This window comes from Streptomyces vinaceus (assembly GCF_008704935.1).
GTDB lineage: Bacteria > Actinomycetota > Actinomycetes > Streptomycetales > Streptomycetaceae > Streptomyces > Streptomyces vinaceus.
Genome location: NZ_CP023692.1, coordinates 1,232,905 through 1,247,897 on the forward strand (window position 1 = coordinate 1,232,905; position 14,993 = coordinate 1,247,897).

At 74.0% G+C, this 14,993-nt stretch carries 14 protein-coding genes and 1 tRNA gene; 2 read left to right on the forward strand and 13 right to left on the reverse strand.

Annotated features, from left to right (window positions below; translation table 11 throughout):
- Positions 1–56: 56 nt before the first annotated feature.
- The 5 genes from CP980_RS05505 to CP980_RS05525 all read right to left on the reverse strand — a co-directional run bounded on the left by CP980_RS05505 (position 57) and on the right by CP980_RS05525 (position 3,563).
- Entirely contained in the window at positions 57–677 is a 621-nt protein-coding gene (locus CP980_RS05505; RefSeq protein ID WP_099888643.1) for a GTP-binding protein, read from the reverse strand.
- Positions 658–1,017: a DUF742 domain-containing protein gene (locus tag CP980_RS05510; RefSeq protein ID WP_099888644.1), complete on the reverse strand. Its 360-nt coding sequence runs from the start codon at positions 1,015–1,017 to the stop codon at positions 658–660. Before CP980_RS05510 ends, CP980_RS05505 begins: the two co-directional genes overlap by 20 nt.
- Entirely contained in the window at positions 1,014–1,421 is a 408-nt protein-coding gene (locus tag CP980_RS05515; RefSeq protein ID WP_054223664.1) for a roadblock/LC7 domain-containing protein, read from the reverse strand. Before CP980_RS05515 ends, CP980_RS05510 begins: the two co-directional genes overlap by 4 nt.
- On the reverse strand, positions 1,418–3,085 hold the full coding sequence (locus tag CP980_RS05520; RefSeq protein ID WP_150492799.1) for a sensor histidine kinase: 1,668 nt from the start codon (positions 3,083–3,085) through the stop codon (positions 1,418–1,420). The genes CP980_RS05515 and CP980_RS05520 overlap by 4 nt, the downstream gene beginning before the upstream one ends.
- A 401-nt stretch (positions 3,086–3,486) precedes the next feature.
- Positions 3,487–3,563 (reverse strand) — tRNA-Pro (locus CP980_RS05525).
- 108 nt (positions 3,564–3,671) lie between these two features.
- Between CP980_RS05525 and CP980_RS05530 the strand changes: the two genes are divergently transcribed.
- Complete coding sequence (locus tag CP980_RS05530; protein ID WP_150492800.1) at positions 3,672–4,187, forward strand: DUF309 domain-containing protein; 516 nt, start codon at positions 3,672–3,674, stop codon at positions 4,185–4,187.
- A 360-nt stretch (positions 4,188–4,547) separates the two neighbouring features.
- On the opposite strand, the gene CP980_RS05535 is transcribed toward CP980_RS05530, so the two are convergent.
- The 4 genes from CP980_RS05535 to CP980_RS05550 are packed head-to-tail and all read right to left on the reverse strand — an operon-like array spanning position 4,548 to position 7,910.
- The gene (locus tag CP980_RS05535; RefSeq protein ID WP_150492801.1) at positions 4,548–4,937 is read right to left on the reverse strand and encodes a VOC family protein; all 390 of its coding nucleotides are present in this window, start codon (positions 4,935–4,937) and stop codon (positions 4,548–4,550) included.
- A 5-nt stretch (positions 4,938–4,942) separates the two neighbouring features.
- Positions 4,943–5,587: a LutC/YkgG family protein gene (locus tag CP980_RS05540; protein WP_150492803.1), complete on the reverse strand. Its 645-nt coding sequence runs from the start codon at positions 5,585–5,587 to the stop codon at positions 4,943–4,945.
- Positions 5,584–7,158 (reverse strand): lactate utilization protein B, encoded by a 1,575-nt coding sequence (locus CP980_RS05545; RefSeq protein WP_189998370.1) that lies wholly within the window; start codon positions 7,156–7,158, stop codon positions 5,584–5,586. Before CP980_RS05545 ends, CP980_RS05540 begins: the two co-directional genes overlap by 4 nt.
- A complete protein-coding gene (locus CP980_RS05550; protein ID WP_150492805.1) occupies positions 7,155–7,910 on the reverse strand; it encodes a (Fe-S)-binding protein in 756 nt (251 codons plus the stop codon). Before CP980_RS05550 ends, CP980_RS05545 begins: the two co-directional genes overlap by 4 nt.
- Positions 7,911–7,928: 18 nt before the next feature.
- Between CP980_RS05550 and cobF the strand changes: the two genes are divergently transcribed.
- A complete protein-coding gene (gene cobF, locus CP980_RS05555; RefSeq protein WP_099888650.1) occupies positions 7,929–8,681 on the forward strand; it encodes a precorrin-6A synthase (deacetylating) in 753 nt (250 codons plus the stop codon).
- Between the two features lie 22 nt (positions 8,682–8,703).
- On the opposite strand, the gene CP980_RS05560 is transcribed toward cobF, so the two are convergent.
- The 4 genes from CP980_RS05560 to CP980_RS05580 all read right to left on the reverse strand — a co-directional run bounded on the left by CP980_RS05560 (position 8,704) and on the right by CP980_RS05580 (position 14,979).
- On the reverse strand, positions 8,704–9,861 hold the full coding sequence (locus CP980_RS05560) for an aminotransferase class V-fold PLP-dependent enzyme (protein WP_150492807.1): 1,158 nt from the start codon (positions 9,859–9,861) through the stop codon (positions 8,704–8,706).
- Positions 9,862–10,060: 199 nt separating this feature from the next.
- Positions 10,061–11,671: an alpha/beta fold hydrolase gene (locus CP980_RS05570; RefSeq protein ID WP_150492809.1), complete on the reverse strand. Its 1,611-nt coding sequence runs from the start codon at positions 11,669–11,671 to the stop codon at positions 10,061–10,063.
- A gap of 12 nt (positions 11,672–11,683) precedes the next feature.
- The gene (locus tag CP980_RS05575; protein WP_150492811.1) at positions 11,684–13,201 is read right to left on the reverse strand and encodes an alpha/beta fold hydrolase; all 1,518 of its coding nucleotides are present in this window, start codon (positions 13,199–13,201) and stop codon (positions 11,684–11,686) included.
- Between the two features lie 107 nt (positions 13,202–13,308).
- Entirely contained in the window at positions 13,309–14,979 is a 1,671-nt protein-coding gene (locus tag CP980_RS05580) for a glycoside hydrolase family 71 protein (protein WP_189998369.1), read from the reverse strand.
- Between the last annotated feature and the right edge of the window lie 14 nt (positions 14,980–14,993).

Below are 14,993 nucleotides of genomic sequence, written 5' to 3' on the forward strand. Positions count from 1 at the left end.
GCCCATGGGGTCGGTCTCGGCCCCGGCGTCTCAGAGCCGGTGGGCGGGACCGGCGCTCACGATGCCTCCGGGGCCGCGGCGAGGGAGTGCAGATAGCGCATCAGCGTCATCAGGACGTCGCGGCTGGAGTCACGTCGGCGCGCGTCGCAGAAGACGAGCGGTACGGACGCGGGCAGGTCGAGGGCGGAGCGCAGCTCCTCCAGGGGGTGCTCGGGCGCGTCGGGGAAGGAGTTGACGGCGACCACGAACGGCACCCCGCGCTCCTCCAGCCGGCCGATCACGTCGAAGCTGACCTCCAGGCGGCGGGTGTCGACCAGGACCACCGCGCCGAGCGCGCCCTCGAACAGGCCGCGCCACAGGAACCAGAACCGCTCCTGGCCCGGGGTGCCGAACAGGTAGAGCACCAGCTCCTCGTTGATGCTGATGCGGCCGAAGTCCATGGCCACGGTGGTGGAGGTCTTGCGCTCCACGCCCGCGGTGTCGTCGACGCCGACCCCGGCCTGGGTCATCGTCTCCTCGGTGGTGAGCGGCCGGATCTCGCTGACCGAGCCGACGAGGGTCGTCTTGCCGACCCCGAAGCCGCCCACGATCACCACCTTGACTGCGGCGGCGGCCGTGGCCGGCAGCGCGTCCTCGCGCCGGGGCGCGGTGGCCCGGTCAGAGCTTTCGAAGTCCATCGATGACTGCCTCAATCAGTGCCAGGTCCGGGAGTTTGGCGGGGGCGACGGGTGGGCGGGAGAGCACGTGGCCCGCGGCGATCAGGTCGCCGAGGAGTACGGTGACCACGCTCACCGGCAGGCCGAGGTACGCGGAGATCTCGGCCAGCGAGAGCGGCGTCTGGCACAGCCGCATGATCGCCGCGTGCTCCGGCTGCATCCCGGGCTTGGGCCCCGACTTGGCGATGATCAGGGTGACGAGGTCCAGGTGGCTCGGTTCTAAATCGCCACTGCGACCGCCGGTGATCACGTACAGCCGCTCGGGAGTGCCGTCCTCCCAGTCCCCGCCCGGGTTGCTCACGCCGGCTGCCCGTCGCGGCGCGGCGGGCTGCTCAGGTGTTCTCCGATCCGGGCGACGAGGTCGCGCATCCGCTGGCCCATCAGGCCGGCGTCCACGCCTTCGTCGGCCAGTACGGCGAGGAAAGCGCCGGCCCCGGCCGCCATCAGGTAGAAGAAACCGCCGTCCATCTCGATGACGACCAGCCTCATCCGCCCGCTGCTGCCCGGGAGTTCGGAGGCGACGGCGCCGGCGAGGCTCTGCAGCCCGGCGCAGGCGGCGGCGAGCCGGTCCGCGGTGTCGGTCTCGGCCCCGTACTGCGCCATGCGCAGGCCGTCGGCGGACAGGACGATGACGTGGCGGGTCTGCGGGACGCCCTCGGCCAGGTCCTTGAGCATCCAGTCCATATTGGTCTGCTGCTGGCTCATGGCTGTTCCCCCTTGCTCGCCGAGGCCGGCGAGGCATCCGTGTTCTGGCTTGCTGCGCCGCTCCGGGTCGCGGCGGCGCTCTGGCTGTCCCCCGACAGGCCGCCCTGGAAGGCGGCCAGCCACATCCCGGGCTGGACCTCGGGCTGCGGTTCCGGCGCGGGATCGGGCGCGTGCGCCGATCCGTACGCGTACCCGGTCTCCTCGGCGTACCCGTGTCCGGCGCGCTCCGCGGCCGCCTCGGCCGCCGCCACGATCCGGTCGCCGGTGCCCGCGGCCGCGGGTGCCTCGGGTGCCACGGCGCGGGTCTTGCGGCGGCGCTGCGGCAGGCCGCCCGGGGTCCGCTCGGTCACGAGGGGCGCCTCGTCGGGCGCGGCCGGCATCCGGGGTCCGGTGACCGGGCGGGCCGGCTCCTGCCGTACGTCCGGGGCCCCGGCGCGCGCGGCGGCCGTGCCGGCGGACTGCGGCAGGGCGGCCCGGGGGCCGGAGGCGGTGCCGATGCCGTGGGCGACGCCGGTCGCGGAGGCGGTCGTGGTGATGAGCGCCTGGGGGATGACGAGTACGGCCCGTACGCCGCCGTACGCCGACGAGCGCAGCGAGACCTGGAAGTCGTACGCCTGCGAGAGGCGGCCGACGACGGCGAGGCCCAGGCGCGGGGTCTCCCCGAGGTCGGTGAGGTCGATGCCCTGCTGGGCCTGGCGGAGCATGCGCTCGGCCCGCTTGCGGGCCTCCTCGCTCATGCTCACGCCGCCGTCCTCGATCTCGACGGCGATGCCCGAGTTCACGTCGACCGCGGTCAGGTGGACCCTGGTCTGGGGCGGGGAGTAGCGGGTCGCGTTGTCCAGCAGCTCGGCGAGCGCGTGGATGAGCGGTTCGACGGCGGGGCCGACGACGGCGACCTGCGAGACGGAGTGCAGCTCCACGCGCTGGTAGTCGATGATCCGCGACATGGCGCCGCGCAGCACGCTGTACAGCGGGACGGCCTTGCTCCACTGGCGGCCGGGCCGGGCCCCGCCGAGCACGGCGATGGAGTCGGCGAGGCGGCCGATGAGGGCCGTGCCGTGGTCGAGCCGCAGCAGGTCGCCGAAGACCTTGGGACTGCGGCCGTGCCGGTCCTCCATCTCCCTCAGTTCCTGGGCCTGTTGGTGCACGATGGCCTGGACGCGGCGGGCGATGTTGACGAAGGCGCGCTGGGCGGAGTCGCGCAGGTCCTCCTCGGCGACGACGGCGTCGAGCACCGAGCGCAGCACGGCCTGGTGGGCCGCTCTGAACTCCGGTGCCAGGCCGGGCCCGTGGGTGTCGAGCTCCTCCAGGGAAGCGAGCACTTCCTCCGGGAACTCCCCCTTGCGCAGCCGTTCCACGACGTCGGGCAGCAGTTCCTGCGCCAGCCGTACGGTCTCGGTCTGCTGCCGGAGCAGGGCCGACTCCTGCGCGGCGACGACCGCTCGCAGCGCGACGACCGCTTTGCCGCGCCGGGCGGCCTCACCGCAGGACAGCGCGACGGCCACGAAGGCGACGGCTCCCATCCAGGCGACGGGGGTGCGGGCAGGTGCGGACACCTGGACCACGGCGATCGCCGCGACGGCGGCGGTCAGCAGGGCGGGCAGCGCCCAAACGACGGGTGAGGTGGGCCCTGGACTTCCGGGCGACGATCCCACGCGAACCATCAGAACCCTCAAACGATCGAAAGTGAATGATCATATGACAACGGCCCGGAATCTTAGCGTCTATGTGCACGGCTCTTGACATCAGGTCATGATCCGGACTGGACAAGGGGGTTGACGCCCCCGGATATGGCCGAAACCCATAGGCCCCAGCCCCACCCCGAGCCGCCGGGGGTCCCACTCCGACCTAGGGGGCACACGGATTCCCGGCCCGACGACCGCCCCTCGCCCCCACCGACGGAACGGCCGGATCCCGACCTACGGCCGGTTTCACCTACGTCGGTGACCCGCCGCGGGCATGCCGGGGCACACCAGGTGAATCCCGGAAGGACTGCGGGAAACGGAAAAGGCCGCCCCCGCATTGCTGCGAAGACGGCCTGAAACCTTACGACCTGCGAAAACGCTGGTCGGGACGACAGGATTTGAACCTGCGACCCCTTGACCCCCAGTCAAGTGCGCTACCAAGCTGCGCCACGTCCCGTTGTGCCGTTGAGCTGGGGTTTCCCCCGTCCCGGCGGCACATGCAGAACATTACCCCACGTAGAGGGGTGCGCATGCACGGGTTTCCGGCGGCGGGCAGGATGGCGGGGTGAACGGACGGGATCGGGACGCGGAAGGGCGGGCGCGCAGCGCGCGGCCACGGGACGGGCTGGGGCGGCCACTGGCGTACGGGGAGGCGGGCGTGGAGCGGCAGCCCGAGGGGGTCGTACGGACGCCCGCCGAGACGGTGGAGCAGGCGCAGCGGCTGCTGGACGCCGGGATGCCGTTCCACGCGCACGAGGTGTTCGAGGACGCCTGGAAGTCCGGGCCGGCGGCCGAGGCGGCGCTGTGGCGGGCCCTCGCGCAGCTGGCGGTCGGGCTCACGCACGCCGCGCGCGGCAACGCCGTCGGCGGGGCCCGCCTGCTGCGCCGCGGGGCCGCCGCCCTGGCCGGGCCCGGGGAGGGGGGAACCGCCGGGCGCGGGACTCCGTACGGGATCGACGTGCCGGGGCTGGTCCGCTGGGCCCGGGAGTTGGCCGGGCGGGTGGAGGCCGGAGCGGCGGTCGACGCCGCCGCCGAGGCGCCGCGGCTCGGCCTGCCACGGGACCGGCCGGAGCCCCTCTGAGCGCACGCGGCCCGGATCGCCCGGCCGGAGCCACCGGCCGGAAGCCGCCGGCCCGGATCGCCGGCGCGGGTCGCTGGCCGCGTCGCCCGGCCCGAGTCACCGGCCGAAGCCGCCGGCCCGGGTAGCCGACCCGAAGCGGCCGGCCCTCGTCGCCGACCCGAAGGGGTCGGCCCGAAGGTGTCGGCCCGAAGGTGTCGGCCCGAAGGTGTCGGCCCGAAGGTGTCGGCCCGGGGTCGCCGGCTCGAAGGCACCGATCCCGAGCCACCGACCCGAAGGCGCCCCTGGGGTCGCCGGTCCGGGGGCGGTTCCCCGGTCGCCGGTCCGGGGCCGGTCCCCCGGTCGCCGGGCCCGGTCGCACGGCTACGCCGGTTCGAGGAGGTCCCAGCGGTTTCCGTAGAGGTCCTCGAAGACCGCCACCGAGCCGTACGCCTCGTGGCGCGGCTCCTCCAGGAAGCGGACGCCCTCCGCCGTCATCCGGGTGTGGTCCCGCTTGAAGTCGTCGGTGTACAGGAAGAAGCCGACCCGGCCGCCCGTCTGGTCCCCGACCCGGGAGCGCTGCTCGTCGTCCTTGGCGAGGGCCAGCAGCAGGGCCGCCTCGGTGGCGCCGTCCGGGCGGACCACCACCCAGCGGGAACCCCCAGGGCGCGCGGTGTCCTCGACGAGGGTGAAGCCGAGGGCGCGGGTGTAGAAGTCGATGGCCTCGTCGTAGTCGCGGACGAGGAGAGTGGTGAGCGCGATGTATGCGGACATGGCACTCATTGTGCTCGTCCGGCCAGCAGGACCACCTCCAGGGTGCGCGGGCCGTGCACGCCCTCCACCCGGTCGAGCTCGATGTCGCTGGTCGCGGAGGGTCCGGAGATCCAGGTCAGCGGCCGCGCGGGGTCCAGCAGGGGCAGGGCCTGCGGGACCGAGTCCACCACCTGGTCCGGGACCCGGACCACGCAGACGTGGTGGTCCGGGATCAGCGTGATGCGGCGCCGCCCCTGACCGGGGCCGGCGTCGAGGACGATCGTGCCGGTCTCGGCGATGGCCAGGGCGCACCCGGTCACCACACTGTCCACCGCGTCCAGTTCGTACGGATCCGACCCCGGCCGGTCCTCGACACGGGTGGCCCGCGCCTCCGCGAGCCAGTACGGGGGCAGCCCGGGCGGGACGAGGACCGTACGGGCGCCGCGCTCGGCCAGCAGCCGGGCGAGCAGCGCGGCGATGCCGTCGCCGTCCGTACGGTGGACCCGCGCCCGGTACTCCGCGAGGTGCGCGGCGAGGAGGTCGGCCGTCCCGGCCGGGGTGCGGACGCCGTGGACGCGGAGGTAGTCGCGGGGGACGGCCGGCTCGGGGGCGGCCCCGTACCCCGCCGTCGCCCGCCGGATCCGGCCCAGGACGCGGTCCCTGCTGCTCATGCCCGGTCCCCCCGCTCCCGCGCCCACCAGTCGCGGAACGACTGCGCCGGGAGCTGCGGCAGCTCGCGGCTGTCCGTCCACGCCCGTCCGGGCCCCGGCAGCCGGCGCGGCCGCAGCCGCCGGGCCCGGGCCAGCAGCCGCTCCCCCGCGCGCAGCGCGCCGGGCCGGTCCAGGAGCAGCCGGGCGGCCCGCATCGCGGCCCGTTCGGCGGTGTGGCCCCGGGCGGGGCGGATCCGTACGCGGATGCCTTCCCGGGTCACCGGACCGCCCTGGGCCACCCGCTCGCGCAGGTGGACCAGGACCTCCGGGATGTCGATGGCGACGGGGCAGACCTCGTAGCAGGCCCCGCACAGGGTGGACGCGTACGGCAGCGAGGCGTCGATCGCGCTCCCGGTGCCCCGCAGTTGGGGGCTGAGGACGGCGCCGATCGGCCCCGGGTAGACGGAGCCGTACGCGTGGCCGCCGGCGCGCTCGTACACCGGGCAGACGTTCAGGCAGGCGGAGCAGCGGATGCAGCGCAGGGCCTGGCGGCCGACCTCGTCGGCGAGGGTGTCGGTGCGGCCGTTGTCGAGCAGGACGAGGTGGAAGGCGGAGGGGCCGTCGTCGTCCGCCCCTCTCGAAGGACCCAGTCCGGTCCACATCGTCGTGTACGGGTTCATCCGCTCGGCGGTGGACGAGCGCGGCAGCGTCTGGAGGAAGACCTCCAGGTCCCGGAAGGTCGGCACCACCTTCTCGATGCCGACCACCGAGATGAGTGTCTCGGGCAGCGTGAGGCACATCCGGCCGTTGCCCTCGGACTCGAAGACGACCATCGTGCCCGTCTCGGCGACCATGAAGTTGGCGCCGGAGACCGCGACCTTCGCCCGCAGGAACTTCTCGCGCAGGTGGAGGCGGGCGGCCTCGGCGAGCTCGCGCGGGTCGTCGCCGAGACCTTCGGGCGCGGGGCGGCCCCGGCGGCCCATCTCCGCCGCGAAGATCTCCCGGATCTCGGCCCGGTTGCGATGGATGGCCGGGACCAGGATGTGCGAGGGCCGGTCGTGGCCGAGCTGGACGATGAGCTCGGCCAGGTCCGTCTCGTACGCGGCGATCCCGGCCGCTTCGAGGGCCTCGTTGAGGCCGATCTCCTGGGTGGCCATGGACTTGACCTTGACCACCTCCCGGTGGCCCGTCGCCAGCACCAGCCCGGTGACGATCCGGTTGGCCTCGTCGGCGTCGGCCGCCCAGTGGACGGTGCCGCCCGCGGCCGTGACCGCCTCCTCCAGCTGGACGAGGTACCGGTCGAGGTGGCGGAGCGTGTGGTCCTTGATCGCCTTGCCCGCCGCGCGCAGCCGGTCCCAGTCGGCCAGCTCGGCGACGGCCCGGGCCCGTTTGTCGCGGATGGTGTGGGTGGCGCGGCGGAGGTTGGCGCGGAGCACCGGGTCCCCCACGGCCTGCCGGGCCGCATCCGGGAAAGCCGGAAAGTCTGGAAGGGCTGGAGTGGCTGGAAGCTCTGGAGCGTCTGGACGGTCTGAACGCTCCGGCATGCCCGGCATGCCCGGCATGCCCGGCATGCCCATGAACGTGCCGCTCATGTCAGCGGTTCCTCCTCCGTCGAGGCCAGGATCTCGGCGAGGTGCAGCGTCCGCGTGTCCGCTCCCCGGCGGCGCAGGATCCCGTCGAGGTGGGCCAGGCAGGAGTTGTCGGCCCCGCAGAGCACCTCCGCGCCCGTCCCCACCGCACTGGCCGCCTTGTCGGTGCCCATGGCCGCGGACACGTCCGGGTTCTTCACCGCGAAGGTGCCGCCGAAACCGCAGCACTCCTGCGCCCCCGGCAGTTCGACGAGGTCCAGCCCCCTGACGGCGGAGAGCAGCCGCCGGGGGCGCTCGCCCAGCCCCAGGCCCCGCAGGCCGTGGCAGGAGGGGTGGTAGGTGACGGTGTGGGGGAAGTACGCGCCCACGTCGGTCACCCCGAGGACGTCCACCAGGAACTCGGTCAGCTCGTACACGCGCGGTACGAGTTCCTCGGCCAGGGCCGACAGCCCGGGACCGCGCCCCTCGCGCTCCGCCGCGCGGCCGATGCGCGGGTAATGGCAGCGGACCATCGCGGCGCAGGAACCCGACGGGGTGACCACGTACGGATAACCGGCGAAGGCCTCGGCGGTGCGCCGCAGCAGCGGCTCGCTCTCGCGCCGGTAGCCGGAGTTGTACTGCGGCTGGCCGCAGCAGCTCTGGGCCGCCGGGAAGTCCACGGCCACGCCGAGCCGCTCCAGCAGCCGTACGACGGCGATGCCGGTGCGGGGGTACAGCGCGTCGTTGACGCAGGTGACGAACAAGGCGGCACGCATGACGGGCAGAATAGCGGCGTGAAGAAGTTCTCAGTGATCGGCATAGGCGCGGGCGACCCGGACCACCTGACCCTCCAGGCGGTCAAGGCGATCGGCGCGGCGGACGCATTCCTCATCCTGGAGAAGGGCGAGGAGAAGGCGGATCTGACCGGGCTGCGGCGCGCGATGCTCGACGCGCACGCCCGCCCCGGCCACCGGCTGGTGGAGGGCCGCGACCCGGATCGCGACCGGACCCCGGCCGACTACGCCCCGACCGTGGACGGCTGGCGCAGCGCGCGGGCCGAGATCTTCGAGCGGTTCGTCGCCGAGGACCTGGCGGACGGCGAGACCGGCGCGTTCCTGGTGTGGGGCGACCCCTCGCTGTACGACTCCACCCTCGCCATCCTCGACGAGGTGCTGGAACGGGGCCGGGTGGCGTTCGAGCACGAGGTGGTACCCGGCATCAGCAGCGTCTCCGCGCTGCTGGCCCGGCACCGGACCAACCTGAACCGGGTCGGCCGGCCCGTCCAGATCACCACCGGCCGGCGCCTCGCCGAGGGCTGGCCGCAGGACGTGGACGACGTCGTGGTGATGCTGGACGCGCGGCACGCGTTCACGGCCCACCTCGACCAGGACCTCTTCATCTACTGGGGGGCCTACGTGGGCACCCCGGACGAGATCCTGGTCTCGGGGAAGCTGGCGGAGGTCGCCGGCCGGATCGAGGAGCTGCGCACCGAGGCCCGCGCCCGCAAGGGCTGGATCATGGACACGTACCTGCTCCGCCGCGGCTGAACCCGGCTGGACCGGGCCGGACCTACAGGTGGGCCGGGAGCGCGGCGGCGAGACGTTCGTACTCCTCGGGCCGGTTGTAGATCTGCCCGCAGACGCGGATGCCGCCGCCGCCCGGCCAGGCCCAGATCAGCACCCGGATGCCCAGCTCCGCCGCGATCCGCTCGCGCAGGGCGCTCGCCTGCGGCTGGGTCTCGGCGGTGCCGGGCGGCAGCCGCAGGGCGCGCATGGCGAGCCCCTCGGTGTGCGGGAGCGGGGTCAGTCCCGGGACCTCGGCGAGCAGGGCCGCGCCGTAGGCGGCGAGGGCGGCGTTGTGGGCCCGTACCTTGGCGGCGTCGAGCCGGTCGAGGAGGTCCAGGCCCTCGGGGGCGGCGAGCCAGCCGGTGTAGTCGGCGGTGGCCCGGTTCTCGACGGAGCGGGGGAACCCGTGGGCGTCCTCCCAGGAGGGGACCAGTGCCCGGACCCGGCCGCGGTGCGCGGGGGCGACGGCGAGGACGGCGCTGCCGGAGGGGGCGTACCCCCATTTGTGCAGGTTGCCGAACCAGAAGTCGGCGCCTCCGGCGAGCGGGTCCGCGATCATGCCGGGGGCGTGCGCCCCGTCGACCAGGGTGGTGATCCCGCGTGCGGCGAGCTCGGCGAGCAGCCGCGGCGAGGCGATGAGCCGGGCGGTGGGCGAGCTGATGTGGTCGAGCACCACGGCCCGGGTACGGGGCGTCAGCCCGGCCAGCACCCTCTCGCGTACGGCGTCCTCGTCGGGCAGGTGCGGGTCGAGGGCGACGGTGGTGATCGGGGCGCGGCGGGCGGCGGCCGCCACGACCGTGCCGTAGCCGTGGTCGGTGACCAGGATCTCGTCGCCGTCGGCGAAGGGGACGGCGTCGAGGGCGAGATTGGCGCCCTCGGTGGCGTTGGCGATGAAGGCGATGCCGTCGGGGTCGGCGCCCAGATGCCGGGCCACGCGGGCGCGGGCGGCGGCGATGCGGTCGGGGGCGTCGATGAAGAAGGCGTCGGGATCGGCGTGCGCCTCCTCGCGCAGGGCGGCCTGGGCCTCCTGCACGGGGACCGGCACGGCGCCGAACGACCCGTGGTTGAGGTGGGAGACGGCGGGATCGAGCCGGAACAGGGCGCGCCCGCCGGGGAACTCGGCGGGCGGCCCGGCGGGGCGTATCGGCTTGGGCTGGGTCATGGGACCTCCGGGGTGCGGCGCGGCAGTCCCCCGCATCATCGCCTGCCGCACCGCGCCCGCCCAGTGCGCCCCCGGCCGAACGGGCCGCGCCGGCCGGGTCCTCCGCTCGGCGCTCGGTGCCCGGCGGTCGGCGCTCGGTGCCCGGCGGTCGGCGGTCGGCGGTCGGCGGTCGGCGTTCGGCGTTCGGCGTTCGGCGCGGTCAGGGTCCGGTCTCGAACCGCGGTGCCTTGAGGCTCTTGAGGCATGCGGTCCCGGGGGCGGCCGGATCGTCGAAGAACGAGACGGCGATCTCCTGGGCGCACTTCGAGGTGGCGAACACCACGTGCGGCTCGTAGGGGACCGTGACGACCTTGGCCTTGCTCAGCGTCCGGGCGACGTACGGCCCGTTGTCCGCGCCGGTCTGGGAGTCGAAGCCGCCCGAGAGGGCGAGGGTGGGGATGTCGCCGCGGGTGGCGTCCCGGATCGAGCGCGCCGCCGCGGGGACGTTCCAGACGTCGCAGTCGGGACGGAGGAAGGCCAGCTGCGGGGCGTGCTCCTGGATCGAGCGGGGGAAGGAGGGGAAGGCTTCCTGCCCGCCCTTGAGCGCCTCGGCCCGGCTCTCGTACGGGATCCACTCGCTGCAGAAGACTCCGTAGACGAGACCGTGCGCGACCCGGCCCATGGCGGCCGGGCTGAGCTTGCCGCCGGCGTACTGCTGCGCGATCCGCTGGGGCTTTCCGTGGGCCAGTTCATCGAGGGCGACGGGTACTTGGGGGGCCACGTGCGTGGCGGAGGTCATCCAGTTCACCAGGGCCGCGCCGTCCAGTACGACCTTGACCGGCTTGTCGCTGCCGGGGACCGTGACGGTGGTGGTGACCGGCTTGGCCTGGAGTTCGCGCACGAGCTTGTCGAAGGTGGCCGAAAGGTTCGGATAGCGCTTGTTGCAGGCCGGCTGGTCCGCGCAGGCTTTGAAGAGGCCGTCGAAACCCTGCCGGGCGCTGCTCCAGGTCGCGGCGGACCCGGCCTTGGAGGGCGCCAGGATGCCGTCGAGGCCCACCGAGCGCAGGCCTTCGGGGTGCAGGCGCATGTAGACCAGCGCCAGCTGGGTGCCGTAGGAGATCCCGTACAGGTTCCACTGCTCGACGCCCAGGGCGGCGCGCAGGGCCTCGTAGTCGGCGGCGCTCTCGGTGTCGTTGTAGGCGGCGAGGTCGATCCCGCGGGCCGCCAGCTTGTCGCGGCAGGCCTTGGTGGCCTCGACGTGCAGGCGTTCGGTGGCCGGGGAGTCCTGGGCGAGGCCGAGGGCGCGTGCGTTGAACTCGTCGATGCCCGGGCACAGGACGTTCGGCTCGGCCGAGTACGTACCGCGCTGGGACATGAAGATCACGTCGCGGTCGCGGTTGAGGCCGCCGTCGATCGCCATCTTCGCCTCCCCGACGGCATCGTCCCCGGGCCCGCCCGCGAGCCACACGATGGGGTCGGGCTTCGGGTGGGCGGTGGCGGCGGGCACGATCGCGACACCGAGCCGGATCCTCCTGCCGCCGGGACGCGCGCGGTTCTCGGGCACGGTGAGCGTTCCGCAGCGGGCTCCCTCCAGCGCCTCGACCGGTTCCGGCGTCCTGGGGCAGGGGCCCGGCTCGTAGCGGGCGTCACCCACCGTCCGGGCGGTCGTGCCGAGCGGCGCGCCGGGGGTGGGGCCGGTGTCGGTGCGCCACTGCGCCCGGGCGGGGGCGGCGAGCAGCCCGGTGACGAGGAGCCCGGTCGCCACCGCGGCCGAGGGGGCGAGCAACCGCCGTACGGTGCGGCGGTGTCGGGGCGCGTGGGGGAAAGTCATCTGCCCTCCCGGTCATTTCGGGACGATCGTGAACGGTGCGGGCTCAAGACCCGCCACGCACGAGGTGTCGGGAGCGGTCGGACGGGCGAAGAACGAGGCCAGCACGCGCTGCGCGCACGGCGACTGCGGGACCACCCAGTGGCCGATTCCGGGGACCACGACGGAGGTCGAGCGGGACAGGTTGCGGGCCACGCCCTTCGCCCAGCTCGCCCCGGTCTTGACGTCGAACGTCCCGGAGACGACGAGGGCCGGCACCGCGCTGACCGTGGCCACGCGCTGGACCTCCGCGCGGTCCGCGACGTTCCAGACCCCGCACACCGGGTACTGGAAGGGCAGCTGCGGGGCCTGGGCCAGGACCGTGTCCGGCCATGCCGGGTAGGCCTTCCGGCCCGCCTTCAGCACGTCGGACTCCGAGTATCCGGGAGCCCACTCGGCGCACGCGATCGAGTTCGTCAGGCCGTGGGCGAACTCGCCGACCTTCTGGACCGAGCCGGCCGCGCGGGCCTGGGCGAAGCGCTGCGGATTTCCGCGGCTGAGTTCGTCGAGGGCGGCCGGAAGGTCCTTGGGCCGGGGGGTGAAGGCGACGATCAGGTTCAGCAGGGCGCCCCCGTCGAGGACCGTCTTGACCGGCTTCCCGCCGCCCTGCGGGGTCACGTCCAGGGTCAGCGGGTGCGCCTCCAGTTTGCGCACCTGCTCCGTCAGCATGCCGGGGAGGTCCGGGTAGCGGTCCTTGCAGGCGGGCTGCGCGGCGCAGGCCGCGAAGATGGTGCGGATGCCCTCGGCGGTGCTCCCCCACGTCCACGGCAGGGTCACGAACTGGGAGGGGGCGACCGAGTCGATCGCGACCGCGCGGATTCCCTCGGGGTGCAGGCGCAGGTACGTGAGGGCCAGGTTGGTGCCGTAGGAGTAGCCGTACACGTTCCAGCGGGGGAGGTGCAGCGCCGTGCGCAGATCGGCGAAGTCGGCGGCGTTCTCGGTGCTGTTGTAGGCGTCCAGGTCGATGCCCTGGGCCACGAGGCGGGCCCGGCAGTCGGTCACCGCCTTCAGCATGATCTGCTTCGCCCGCTGTGCGTCGTAGCCCAGGCCCACGGCCCGCGCGTTGAACCGGTCGACCTCCGGGCAGGCCAGGTTCGGCCGGTCGTAGAGGTTGCCGCGCTGGGCCATGACGATCAGGTCGCGCTCCTTGTTCAGGCCGGATGCGACGAGGAACGGGATGTCGTCGAAGGTGTCGGCTCCGGGGCCGCCGGCCATGAACACCACGGGGTCCCGCGGGGGCTTCGCGGGCTTGACCGCGGGGATGACCGCCACCGCGAGCTCGATGGTCCTGCCGCCCGGGCGGGAGCGGTTCTCGGGGACCTGGAGGTAGCCGCACCGTGCCGTGCTCAGCGCCTCGATCGGCTCGGGCGTCTTGGGGCAGGGGCCGGGCTCGAACCGCGCCGCGGCGCTGCCCGGTGTCCCGCCGAACGCCGCGAGACAGACCAGGCCGGCGGCGGCCGCCGCGCTGAAACGGTGCAAACGGTGCTTCGCCATACGGCCCCGTTCCTGTACCGCCCCCTTTCGACCCCTTCGACGGTACCGGCCGGTGCGCGGCCGCGCACACGGGGGAAGAGGGCGGCTGCCGCCCGGGGCGCGGGCCCCTAGTCCCGCCCGCTGGTGACGGCGTAGTACTGGAGGTCTTGGACCTGCACCGTACGGTCCGCCGCGTAGGGAAGTTCCACCTCCGTGCCGGCCTTCCCGCCGCGTACCACCGCCGCCGAGCTGGTGCCCGGGCGCAGCGGGAGCAGTTCGGAGTGGATGCCGGCCGGGGCCTCGTGCGCGTCCCGGGCCCCGCCGACCTGGGTGCGGACCGTCGCCGGGGCCGTGAGGAAGCTGAGCACCTCCACGGTGTCGCGGGGCGCGGCGCTGCCCTTGCGCAGGGACATCACCAGCGACTGGGGCCCGGTGGGATCGGCGGAGGCGAACTGGGTGCGGGCGCAGACGTAGAGCGTGTCGCGGACGATCTTCGGCCAGCTGCCCGTCTTGAACTTGGTCAGGTAGTACGAGGAGAGGTCCAGGTAGGTGTACCCGTTGTGCAGCGAGGGCGCGAACTGGCTGCCCTCCGAGTAGTCGTTCCACGTGGTGAGCTGCACCCAGTCGGCGCCGTCGTCGATGGCGTGCGTCCAGGTGGAGCGCAGGGTGGCGGTGTTGCCGGCCTCGTCGTAGACGCCCTGGTTGGGGCGGGCGTCCTGGACCGAGACGGGCTGCATCCAGATCTTGCCCATGCCATGGGCCCGCTGTACGTCGCGGGTGGCGCTCTCCTGGCCGACGTAACTGCGGCTGCCCCACTCGGAGAAGCCGTGGCTGATCGGCGCGAACCGCGCGCTGTTGGCGTCGTAGTCGAGGAACGTCGGGACGAAGGCGGTGCGGATCCCGTGCCGGGTCCTGAGGAGGTCGAGGACCTGCGTCCACCAGGCGACGCTCTTCGCCTCGGCCTTGAACGGGGAGACGACCAGCCGGCCGTCGCCGAGGCGGTGCGCGGCCGGGGTCTTGCCCAGGGCCGCGACGGCGTCGGCGAGCACACCGGGGTCGTCGGTGTTCAGGGAGGTCATGTCCGGCATCAGCATGATCTTGAAGGCGGGGTCGACGGCGTGGGCGGCCTCCATCAGGAGCTGGGCGCGGTCCCGGTTCGGCCCCGACAGGGAGAGCATGTCGAGGGTGAACCCGTCCAGGCCCGCGGCGCGGGCGGTGCGCACCTCCTGCTCCAGGTTGGCGCGTTCCCAGTTTCCGGGCTTGGGCGGGACGGGCAGCGGCCGGTCGCGCAGCAGGCCGCCGTACCGCTCGTGCTTGCCGTTCTCCCCGGCCGGGTTCAGGTAGTTGCGGGCGTAGTAGTCGGCGTCGGCGCTCTCGTTGTCCAGCGAGAGGGGGTACGGGGTGAAGTAGTGCGCGAACACCAGCTTCCTGCCCGCTTCGCCGGTGCGCAGGGCGGCCGGCCCGGGCAGGTCGAACGGCAGGGCTCCGGGGGACCGGCCCGAGCCGGAGTCCCCCGGGTCGCCCGCGCCCCGGACGGTACCGCCCGGGCTCGGGCCGGGTGCGGTCGGGGCCCCTTCGCCGGCGCCGGGCGACGGGCTTCCCGTACCCGTGCCGGGCCCGGCGGCCCAGGGCGTGCCGATGACGGGGGCGGACGCGGCGCCCTGGCGGGCGTCGGCCGTGAACGGGTTCCAGGCGAGGCCCGCGGCGGCGCAGGCGCCGGCGAGCAGGAAGGCGGCGGCCAGGAGGGTCAGCAGCGGCCGGCTCCGCAAGCCCGGACGGCGGCGTCGGTGTGAACTCATCGTGGGTGCCCTCC

Bases quoted from the DNA above. Each gene is read 5' to 3' on its own strand.
- CP980_RS05505 (WP_099888643.1), bottom strand. From the start codon at position 677: ATGGACTTCGAAAGCTCTGACCGGGCCACCGCGCCCCGGCGCGAGGAC.
- CP980_RS05515 (WP_054223664.1), bottom strand. From the start codon at position 1,421: ATGAGCCAGCAGCAGACCAATATGGACTGGATGCTCAAGGACCTGGCC.
- CP980_RS05520 (WP_150492799.1), bottom strand. From the start codon at position 3,085: ATGGTTCGCGTGGGATCGTCGCCCGGAAGTCCAGGGCCCACCTCACCC.
- CP980_RS05535 (WP_150492801.1), bottom strand. From the start codon at position 4,937: ATGTCCGCATACATCGCGCTCACCACTCTCCTCGTCCGCGACTACGAC.
- CP980_RS05540 (WP_150492803.1), bottom strand. From the start codon at position 5,587: ATGAGCAGCAGGGACCGCGTCCTGGGCCGGATCCGGCGGGCGACGGCG.
- CP980_RS05545 (WP_189998370.1), bottom strand. From the start codon at position 7,158: ATGAGCGGCACGTTCATGGGCATGCCGGGCATGCCGGGCATGCCGGGC.
- CP980_RS05550 (WP_150492805.1), bottom strand. From the start codon at position 7,910: ATGCGTGCCGCCTTGTTCGTCACCTGCGTCAACGACGCGCTGTACCCC.
- CP980_RS05560 (WP_150492807.1), bottom strand. From the start codon at position 9,861: ATGACCCAGCCCAAGCCGATACGCCCCGCCGGGCCGCCCGCCGAGTTC.
- CP980_RS05570 (WP_150492809.1), bottom strand. From the start codon at position 11,671: ATGACTTTCCCCCACGCGCCCCGACACCGCCGCACCGTACGGCGGTTG.
- CP980_RS05575 (WP_150492811.1), bottom strand. From the start codon at position 13,201: ATGGCGAAGCACCGTTTGCACCGTTTCAGCGCGGCGGCCGCCGCCGGC.
- CP980_RS05580 (WP_189998369.1), bottom strand. From the start codon at position 14,979: ATGAGTTCACACCGACGCCGCCGTCCGGGCTTGCGGAGCCGGCCGCTG.